Annotated in this window: 6 protein-coding genes; all 6 read right to left on the reverse strand. The window is 68.0% G+C overall.

Translation table 11 applies throughout. The annotated features are described in order from the left end of the window. Positions 1–31: 31 nt before the first annotated feature. On the reverse strand, positions 32–2,257 hold the full coding sequence (locus tag V6M89_RS28530; RefSeq protein WP_332856390.1) for a hypothetical protein: 2,226 nt from the start codon (positions 2,255–2,257) through the stop codon (positions 32–34). Positions 2,258–2,357: 100 nt separating this feature from the next. Then, complete coding sequence (locus V6M89_RS28535; protein ID WP_332856391.1) at positions 2,358–3,491, reverse strand: hypothetical protein; 1,134 nt, start codon at positions 3,489–3,491, stop codon at positions 2,358–2,360. Beyond that, positions 3,488–4,636, reverse strand: coding sequence for a hypothetical protein (locus V6M89_RS28540; protein ID WP_332856392.1), 1,149 nt, complete (start codon positions 4,634–4,636; stop codon positions 3,488–3,490). The genes V6M89_RS28535 and V6M89_RS28540 overlap by 4 nt, the downstream gene beginning before the upstream one ends. Positions 4,637–4,639: 3 nt before the next feature. Then, positions 4,640–5,221 (reverse strand): hypothetical protein, encoded by a 582-nt coding sequence (locus tag V6M89_RS28545; protein WP_332856393.1) that lies wholly within the window; start codon positions 5,219–5,221, stop codon positions 4,640–4,642. A gap of 11 nt (positions 5,222–5,232) precedes the next feature. After that, entirely contained in the window at positions 5,233–6,561 is a 1,329-nt protein-coding gene (locus V6M89_RS28550) for a hypothetical protein (protein WP_332856394.1), read from the reverse strand. A gap of 100 nt (positions 6,562–6,661) precedes the next feature. After that, a partial coding sequence (locus tag V6M89_RS28555) for a penicillin-binding transpeptidase domain-containing protein (protein WP_332856395.1) occupies positions 6,662–9,884 on the reverse strand: 3,223 nt, incomplete at its 5' end.

Consider the following 9,884-nt stretch of genomic DNA (forward strand, 5'->3'; position numbering starts at 1 on the left):
GCGAAGTGTAACCGTTCCTGCATAAAGCTGTTTAAGCTAAAGGCACGCCACATTGGGCGCAGAATTTGTCCAACGGGTGGCCGGCCCGCGTCGGATGGCCATTGGCGCAGTAGCGCGCGGGAGCCGATGGGGGAGCAGACGCAGAAGCTGCGGCGCCGGCCGCGTTGTGCACGTTCAGCAGATCGAGCTGGTGGCGACGGTCCTTGTCCATTTCCCTGTCGCGGCGTGCGCTCTCTTCCAGCACCCGTTCATGCGCCAGCTGCATCGCTTCGGCCGGGGTGACGCCGTGTTCGGCCGCCACCACCTGCGCCAGCGCCTGTATCTGCTCAGCCGTCATGCCGCCCTGGATCTGCATCTTCATGATCTGCTTCAGCGCTTCGGCGTTCGGTGCGGCGGCGGTGGCCACCTTGCCGGTATCGCTCAGGCGGCCGATAGTTTCGATGCGCGTCAGTTCATGCGATTGCTGCGCCAGCAACACATCGTACTCGCCCTTCCAGCGCGCGAACTTCTCGTCACGGTCATGCTCCAGCTTCTTCAGCTCGCGCTGCCATTGGGCTTCCTGCTCCTTCTGCTTGAGGATCTGGCGCTGTTCATCCACTTCCAGTTGGTCCAGCATCGCCTGTTTGTTGACGGCGAGGTTCTGGCGCTGATGCACGCCGTCCGCCTCGATGGTGCGCAACAGTTTTTCATACTGGGCCACCGAATCAGCCTGCCCACCGGCGCGCTTCAGTTCCTCGATCTTCTGGTTGATTTCCGCCACTTGCACGGCGTTGGCCGCGTCCTTGACGGCGTCGCCGCGCAGCAGTTCGCGCTGGCGGGCCAATTGCAGCTGGTCTTCCCATTCCTGCACGCGCTCCGCCTCGCGGCGGCGCGCGGCGGTGGCCAAGGTCAGGCCCTGGATGCGTTCATTGTGGCCTTCGGCCTCGATTTGCAGTTCGCGCTCTTTTTCGGCTTTCTCGCGCTGGCGCAGCGCGGTCAATTCACTGCGGCGGTGCGATTCGTCCTCGATCAGCAATGCCTGCGCCATCTGGTTTTCGATGGCTTGTTCGCGTAGCTGGTGCGACAGGCGTTGCTGCGCCAACTGGCGTTGTTCGGCGGCGGTCTGTTGCAGCACTTCGAGCTCGGTGCGCATCTTGATCTGGGCCAGATGGCGCACATGCTCCCAATCCGCCTGTTCGCCGACGCGGTGGGATTTATTCTTCGCCAGTTCGTGTTCCAGATCGGCCAATATCGTACCGGCGCCTTTGTCGACGGCGACCTTGCGGGTCTTGGCTTCCATCACGCGGCTGTACAGGTCCACTTCGCGCGCGCGCAAAGCCTGCATGCGCTCGGACTCCTTGAACGTCAGCTCGGCCTTGTTGACGCCTGCATCCTGGCGCAGCTCGGCGCGGCGCAGGTCGGAGCGCATCTTCTGTTCTTCGCGCCAGATGGCCTGCCATTCTTCCTCGTCGTAGATCTGATCCAGCTGCTTGACGTGCTCCAGCTGCACATGGCGCTCGTCCGCCACCAGCCACAAGGTGCCGATGCGTTCGCGGTTGTGGTCGAATTTATCGTGGCGCAGCGAGGCGGTCTCCACACGATCGACGGCCAGGCCGTAACCGGCCAGGCGCAGCTTCAATGCGGCTTGCAGACGCTCGTCCAGTTGCAGGCGCAGGTCGGCGTTATGCGCCATGTCGCGCATCGAACGGCTGCCGATGAACTCCGCCGTCACCTGGTGCACCGACGGTTCCAGCAGCTCATGCAGGTGCTGCGTGCTGACGGTGCCTGGAACGGTCATGAAGTGCTGGGCGAATGCCGGAACGTTCTCGATACGGATCGCGACCGTGAAGCGGGCCGCCACCTTCAGGTGCTCCGCCGTTTGCAGGTCGCTGAACGAGAACTCCACCGGCAGCGCGGCGCTGCGGGTGATCAGGATTTCCGCGTTCTGGTTGCGCAGCAGATGGTTCAGGCGGGTGAAGAAGCCTTCGATCTCGTATTCGCCCTGCGGCACCTCGGTGGCCTTGTCGGCTTGCAGGATGTAGGCGCGCGAGGTGGCCGGCACGCGCAGCGTTTTGGTGAAGATGCCGGACAAGGCGCTGACGCCGAAGTACACGGCCAGCTCGTTGTCGCCGGGGATCCAGCGGTTATCACGCAGCACAGGCTCGCTGCGCGGCGCGCCCAAGGTCAAGCCGCAGTGCTTGCAATAGCCCGACTGGTCGTCGTTTTTGTGCTCGCAACGCGGGCATTTTACGCCGCCAAAACCAAACATTTGGAACATGTCAGACTCCTTCTTCGATTCATCTTCCGGGCCGCCCTTGCATCTGCCGATTTTAGCAGGGCAGGCCCGTTTTCATTCCTGCGCACGATACTGTGCCGCTTCAAATCATGCCGATCCGGTCGATACAGGCCAGGCTGGCGCCCTTTTGACGCAGTTCGGCCGCAAAACCGGCCGGCAGTTCATCCTGCCAGGCCTTGGGCAGCAGCACCCGGTCGCCCGCGGCTGCTTGCATAAGTATCAATTCCAGCTTGGGCTGGCGGCCTTCGACGGTGTCGACGCGGCCAGCATGCCAGGCGCTGGAGCAGCCGGTGGCGATGATGCGGCCGCGCGGCAGGAACTCGCGCCCGCGCGCGAGGCGGTCGGCCATCACCAGCGCCAGTTGGTACGAGCCGCCTTGGAAGCGCGGCTGGCTGAAACGCACCACGCTGCGCCAGCGGCCCAGTCCCTTGCCGTCGAAGTGGCGCGCGGCGGCCAGCGTCTGGCGCACTTCCAGCTGGGCGCTGAGGTCCAGGCCTGGTGCGGCGATGGTGTCTTCCTCCGTCGTGGCGGCCGGATTGTGGGTGGCGCTGGCCGATATGCCCTCCGCTGCGGCGTCGCCGTCGCGGCCTCCGTCTATGGCGAAGACGCTGACCTCCACCCACGCCAGGCTATCGTTGACGCCACCGCTGTGCAGCGGGAACCAGGCACGCACGGTGGAGACTCCGGCTGACGGATCGGCGTGGCCGCTCAGGGCGCCAAGGTGGGTGATGTGCAGCGCGCGCGTCGGGCCGTCGTTGGCGGCGCCGCCGGCGATGATGCCATCGCCAGGGCCGACCTGCGGATGGTCCAGCGTCGCGGCGACGAATGCGGCGCCCTGGACGCGGCCGAGGTGCCATGCGTCGGACCAGCCTTGCGCGTACTGGCGGCCGGCCTGCGCGGGTTGGTGCAGGCCACGCACCATGCGGTCCGCCAGCACGGCTGCCAATTCCCAGTCGCGATCTACGGCGGCGGGCGTGACGTCCATGCTGAGGACGACCTGGTCGCGGCTGTCGAGCCGTACTTCGGTGTGGCGGGAAAGGCGGACCACTTCCTGCATCCGCTCGGCGATGGCCGGGGCGCCGGCGACGCTGCATTTGACGTCGGCGCGGTTGGCACGTGGGCGACGGCTGGCGGTGATCGTCAGCACGCGGCCATCGGCCAGGATGCTACGGCATTCGGCGTTGGTCGGCACGGTGGTGGCGGATAGCGTGGTCATAGCGATGGTTCCGTGCGTGGCACATGCGGGGCGCGGCGGAAGGCCAGGCCGGTTTCCAGATTGGCGCAGATGCGGTCCGCCTCCTCCAGCAGCGCGGGCCATTGCGCATGGTCGGCGCGCTGGAAGCGCGCCAGCAGCGCCCAGGCTTCATCCAGTGCTTGTACGGCGAGCAGGGTCTGGGTGGTGCGGCGGGATTGTTCTGCATACGCCAATGGCTGGTCGGGGGCAGCCCAGGCCAGCGACGGCATGGTGTTCACGTTCAGCGCGGCCATGCCGACGCGCAGCAACAGGGCCTGGTGCTGCTGGAAGATCAACGTGCCCTCAGGCAGGACCAGCAAACGCAAGTCGCGGCTCAGGCCTGGCAGTTCAAGGAACAGGCGGCGCAGGCCGAATGAATCTTGGTGGGCGATAGGCGCGGCGGCGGAAGACGCTGTCGCGAGCGGCCGCTGCACGACAACGCCGTCGGAAGCAGCGGTGGACAGCGTGTGCAGCGCCGGTTCGGCGTTGGCGGCCGGATCGCGCTCGGCCGCGCGCGGCGTATCAGCCACGGTATCGGCCTGGGCGGCGGCTTCGGCGGCACGGGCCTTCAGCACATCGGCGTAATCGACCTGGTCGCCCAAGTCCACCGGCACACAGTCGTCGACCGTTACGCCGAAGCGGGTGTACAGCAGCTGATTGAGGCCGGCGCGGAAGGCGTGCCACTCTTCCAGCGTGGTGCACGGCGGCAGATCCAGCGCGCCTTGCGCCAGCTCGGTTTGCAGCGCCGCTTGCGCCGAGACGCGAAATGCTTCCAGCTCCAACCGCTCCGCCATTTCGCTATACAAGTACAGATCGAACCGCTGCTGCGTCACGCGCGGATTGCCGACATCGACGACAAAGCGCAGCCGCAGTCCCCACTCCGGCGCCGCCGCAAACGGCGCCAGGTGCACCGTGTACGGCCCCGGATGAAAGCACAGCGCCAACTCGCCCGGCTCGCAGGCCACCTTGCCGGCCGCCGCGCGGCGAGCATGGCCGCCGGCATTGAAGACCACGACCGTGCTATGAGCCGGCGCAGCGTCCCCCGCATCGAGCCTCAGCGCGATCAGGTTGACTCCCAGTCCGTCTGTATCGACGGCAGGTTTGCGGCGCCGGGGAAATATGCCCATGGTCTAAGGAGCCACCGGTTCGACGGCAAAACCTGCGCCGTACATCTGGAAGTGGTGCGCCGGCGCGGTGGCGAAAGGCCAGCTGCATTCGTATTCGCCGTCCGCGTCCAAACGGCCCTGCAAGACGATCGCTCCGCCGCCGTCGATCACGCGCACCATCACACGCTCGCGCAGCAGGCGCGCGGCGAACGGTGCTTCCGCCGACAAGCTCAGGATCACCTGCCAGCCCTCACCTACTTGCAGGAAGTGCAGCGTCCAGCAGTTGTCGTCGGTGGCCAGCGATTCCAGCACCGCCGCGCTGGCGGCCGCGCGCAGCATGCCGCTGCTGCCGCCCCATACCGGATCGTTGGCCGCAGGCTGTGCCTGTGCAGCCGCATGCCGCTCCAGCGACAATTGGCGGAAGCGCCGCAGCGTCAACGGCGATACCGACAACGCCTTCCGCTCGTTCGGCGTCAGCGGCCGGCTGCCGTCCAGCGCCGCCAGCAGCGTGGCGTCGGCCAGCATCAGGCGGTCGCCCGGCACGGCGCGTGCCAGCAGCGAGCGCTCTCGCAGCCGTGCGTCCTGCTCATCTTGTGCGGATTTCAACTCGTTCTCCTTTATTTCGCCGACGCGGCGTTGACCGCATACAGCTTGTCGATCGCTTCGTTCCGGCGCTTGCGCAGCGTCGGCATCGAAATCTGGTCCAGCGCCGCCAACTGCTGCAAGGTCGGCAGCTCGCCGGTGGCCGGATCCAGCCAGGCGTCCGGGTAGGTATCGTCGGCGGCGCCCAGCAGCTTCTGATACACGGCGAGGCGGATCGGCAGCGACTCGTCGCTCAGGATGCGCAACGCCCAGCTGCCGACTTCCTGCGCCGCCCGCGCCAATTCCAGATAGCGGGGGGGCAGGGAAAGCGTGCCGGCCAGCGCTTGTTCGGCTGCCAGGTCATGCGCCTTGAATTCGTCCGGCGCTCCGGCGGCGGCGTCGCTGCCCTCGTCCGTTGGGTCGTCCGCAAGACCGGTTTCTTCGTCCGCCGCCGGCTCGGGCAGGATACGGTCCTCACCCGGCACCTCGTTCTGTTCGGACTCGCCGAGCACGCGCCAGTAGTCTTCCAGCCACATCGCCGCTTCGCCAGCGTCGCCCTGCCAGTCGTCGGCGCGGTCCATATTGGCAGACAGTTCTTCATAGTCGCCGATTTCCGCCAGCATCGCGGCGATCTTTTCCGGGCTGTTTTTCAGGCTGGCAAAGCGCTTGGACTTGGTGTGCAGCGGTCCCGGCGAACCGGCGTAGCGTTCCTGCGACTCGCTCCAGCGGATGATCCACTCGGCCTTGCAGCCGCCGATGGACTTCATCTGCCGCACCTCGATCGGGCTGCCGTCCAGCGGGCGTCCCAGGATGTCGCCGACCTGCGCCGCATGCTGCCGCCAATCGGCGAACAGGCCCGCGATCTCGCGGTAGGCGGTATCGAGCATGCGATAGGTGTAGATTTTGTTGGGCGAACAGTCGCGCCCCGTGGTAACGATGTAGTTGTCGGCATCGACCTTGTCGCGCAGGCCGGCGTACATATCGTTGACCTTCTTGCGCATCACGCCTTCGGCTGCGGCGTCGAGCCAGAAGGCACCGCTGCGTCCGTGTTCGGCGGCGACGGCGGCGACGAACGCCTGCCAGAACGCCGGCTGCGCCTGCAATTCGAACATCAGGCTAAGCGACAGCTCGTAGACACTGTCGCCGTAGCTGTTGCCGTCGGCCTCGGCGCGCGCCGAACGGGCGCCCGCGCGCAGGGCTGCGGCCACCGCATCGGTATAGCTGTCGAGCAGCGTAGCATGCTGACCGGGGTCGAGCAGCTGGTGCATCTCAAGCCGGCGGAACGCTTGCAACGAGCAGTGCCCCAACAGCTTGCGCACTTGTTCCCAGCCGTGCTCCTGATACCGGGTTCCTGGCAAGCGCATACAGTCCTGTCAATAAGAGAAAAACGAAAATGAGCGCGCTATGGCGGACGCCTCGAAATCATGCCACAAAAGCCGCGATTTCATTATCCCGTTTACAAGCCTATTTCCCCTTCTGTTCGCGGTTCTGGGCCGCCAGCGTGGACAGCACCGCCGCCAGCACCGGCGCCGCATGCTCGCCGCCGGTGGCGTTGGAATGGCTGACGAAGGCCGCCATCGCCAGGCGGTGCGTCTGGCCCGGCAGGCTGCCCGGTTCCAGCCAGCCGGTGAACCACACGGTGGCGGTGTCGTCGCCTGTGGGCGCGGTGCCGGTCTTGCCGTACAGGCCGGGCCGCACGCCGGCCAATGCGGCGCCGCCGAACGCGCCGGCGCCGGTGCCGACATCGACCACGCCTTTCATGCCGGCCCGGATGCGGTCGAGGCGGATGCCGACCGGCTTCATCTCCGGCACTGTGCTGCCGGCGTTGCCCAAGGTGAGCAGCATGCGCGGCGCTACGACTTTGCCCTGCCCGACCGCCGCCGCGGCCAGCGCCATTTGCAGCGGTGTGACCTGCATGCGCAGGCCGATCGCCATCTGGCGCAGTTCGTGGCGCGTGTGGATAGGGTCGATATGCGCCGGCGTCGCTTGCAGCGCATCCCAGCTGCGCCAGTTGAAATCGGCCGGCAGCAGACCGCCGTCCAGGCGCAGCGTTTGCTCGAAGCCCAGCCGGTGCGCGGCGGCGACGATGGGGCGCACCGAATCGAGCGCGTTGGCGTCCAGCGCCTGCAAGTCGGGGGCGCCGCCGTCGGCGCGGCCGAACAGACTATGGTCGCTCAATTCGCTGGACCAGGCGAACCAGGTATTGAGGCTGTAGGTCAGTGCCTGCGCCAGTCCCAGGCGGCCTTCCTGCGCGCGGCGGTCCAGGCTTTGCTCGTGGTAGTTGGTGATGTGGGCCAGGCGCGGATTGAGCGGGTAGCTGGCGGCGTCGGTCTGGAAGCCGAAGCCGCGCTGCTGCGCCAGCCGGTTGATGGCGGGCAGCGGCATGCCGCCCAACAGCGCGTCGATCTGTGGATCGTTCTGCGCTGCCAGCTCCAGGCCCAGCGCGCTGATCACCTTGAACGTTGAGCCGGGGCTCTGGTGCGCGCCGCCGTCGTGCTGCAAGGCCGGCAGGCGCAGGGGGCTGCGCGCGGGGCTGGTGCGGTCGAAGTCGCGCACCTCGGCCCAGTTGGCGGCGCTGACTTCGCCCGCGCCAGCGCCGGCGGCAGCCAACACGTCGCCGGTTTCGGTATCGAGGATGACCAGGCCGGCGTGGCGGCCTTCCGCAGCAGCCTGGCCGCCGGCGCAGGCCTTGCCGTCCCAGCGGCCGCGATGCATGCCGACGCAATCCAGCACGCGCTGGCTCAAGGCCTGCAAGGGCAAGTCCAGCGTGAGCCGGGCGCCGACCGCCGCACCGGATGCGCGAGAGACAGTGGCTGCCGATACCGGCAGGCGGGCCAGCATGCCGGCCACGCTATTGGCCTGGTCGCCGCTCACGCCCAGCAGCGGCGCGAGGCCGGCGTCGATGGCGGGCTGCGTCGGCGCGCCGTCGGCCCACAGCAAGGTGCCGTTGCGGTCTTCCAGCTGCACCGGCGACGGCGCGGCAGGCCGTGGCAGGCCGGGAGCGGCGTCCCCGGCGACGGGCGACAGCGCCTGCCATACCAGGCGGCCGCCGGCGACGCGCAGGTGGCGGTATTTTTGGTCTTCCGGCGCGCTGAAGTCCAGCGGTTGCGCCGTCAGCTGCACGTTGTGCGCGCCGGCTTGCAGCGTCAGCGTGACTTGCTGGACATCCGCGCTGCTGGCGCAGGCGCGGCCGGTGCAGGCGGGCGCCAGCTGCGCGCTGGCGCCGATGGCGCCGGTGACGCGGCCGGCCAGCAGCACCTGCATCACTTCGCCGCCGGACGCTGCACGCGGCAGCGCGAGGTTGAGCCGCACCACCGGGCGCGCGCCCTGCCCTTCAACAGCTTGTGGCCAGCGGGCCACGCGGGTCCACGGCTGCCATCCCTGCGGCAGCGATGCGAACAGGCGCGAGGCGGCGACCGGCATCTGGCTGGTGGTCGCTACCATCGTCGGCGCGCTGCCGGATGCAGCATCGTTGCCGGCGCTGGCGCTCCAGTCCAGCACCATGCCTGTCGGCGCTTTGACGCGCCAGGCCAGCAGGCGGCGTTCGCTGTTGTAGATGTCGATCTGCTGGCGGACGTAGGCGCCGTCGGCCTGGTAGTAAAGGCGCTTGAACAGTTTGTGCGTGGCGGCGCCGGGCTTGACCTGCTTCCAGTTGTTCAATTCGGCGACGCGTTCGGCGGCGCCTGCGGCCTGCCATTGCGGCAGATCGCGCGGCGCCAGCTCGATCGCGCCGGCGGCGGTCAGGCGCACCAAACCCTGGTCTTGCAGCGCATTGAACAGCGATTGGTCCTCCAGTGCAGCCGGCGCGGCGGCCGGCACTTGATACGAGCCTGCCGCGAGATTGGTGCTGACCGCCCTGCCGCGCGCGGGGAAGGCCACCACCAGAGCGCTGGCCGGCGCACTGGTGGTCGCCGCGTCCTGCGGCGCCAGGCGATACATCTGCACCACCAGTTCGCCCGCCTGGGGACACATGGCGTTGGCGCGCCGTTCGATGCGCAGCGCCGAGGCGGCGCCCCACAACAGCCATCCCTGCTGGCGCAGCGCGACCTGGCCGCTGGCGCCCTGCTCGACCTGGCCGTAACTGGCGTCGCTGATCCAGCGCGCGCCAGCCTGCGCGCTGCGCCAGCTCAGTTGCAGCGGCTCGCTCAGCGGATCGGTGAAGTCCGCGCGGGCAGTGCCTTCGATCTGGATTTCCGGGATCGTGGCGGCGCCGGCGCCGTTGTCGGCAACCAGCAGTACGTTGCGCAGCGAGATCTGGACGTTCGATTCTTCGTTGCGCTTGACCCAGCGCTTGACGTCGTCGAAACGGTAGCCGAGCCGCAGCGGCAGCAGGCGCGGATCGGTGGGGCTGCGCATCTGGCTGCACAGGTCCACGCGCACCGCTGGAGCGGCTTGCATGCCGGACGCCACCAGCAAGGCGCCGCCGGGTTGGATGCTGGTGCTCACGCCCGCCTGCGCCGGGACGGTGAATGCGGCGCCGGGCAGCACGGATTGATAGGCATAGGCCGCGCGCACGCTGTTGACGGCCTGCGGTGTGCTGACCGTCGCGGCGGCCAGGTGGCGTGCGTGGCCGGCGATCAGCGCGCCGCCGCCCGCCACCACGCATACGCCGGCAACGGCGATCCACATGGCGCGATGCCGCCCGAGCGCTCGCGCGCCGTCCGCCGCCCCGCTTGCCGCCGACTGG

The organism is Duganella sp. S19_KUP01_CR8 (assembly GCF_036688705.1).
GTDB lineage: Bacteria > Pseudomonadota > Gammaproteobacteria > Burkholderiales > Burkholderiaceae_D > Rugamonas.

Coding starts and splice junctions, on each gene's coding strand:
- V6M89_RS28530 (WP_332856390.1), bottom strand. CDS start 2,257: ATGTTCCAAATGTTTGGTTTTGGCGGCGTAAAATGCCCGCGTTGCGAG.
- V6M89_RS28535 (WP_332856391.1), bottom strand. CDS start 3,491: ATGACCACGCTATCCGCCACCACCGTGCCGACCAACGCCGAATGCCGT.
- V6M89_RS28540 (WP_332856392.1), bottom strand. CDS start 4,636: ATGGGCATATTTCCCCGGCGCCGCAAACCTGCCGTCGATACAGACGGA.
- V6M89_RS28550 (WP_332856394.1), bottom strand. CDS start 6,561: ATGCGCTTGCCAGGAACCCGGTATCAGGAGCACGGCTGGGAACAAGTG.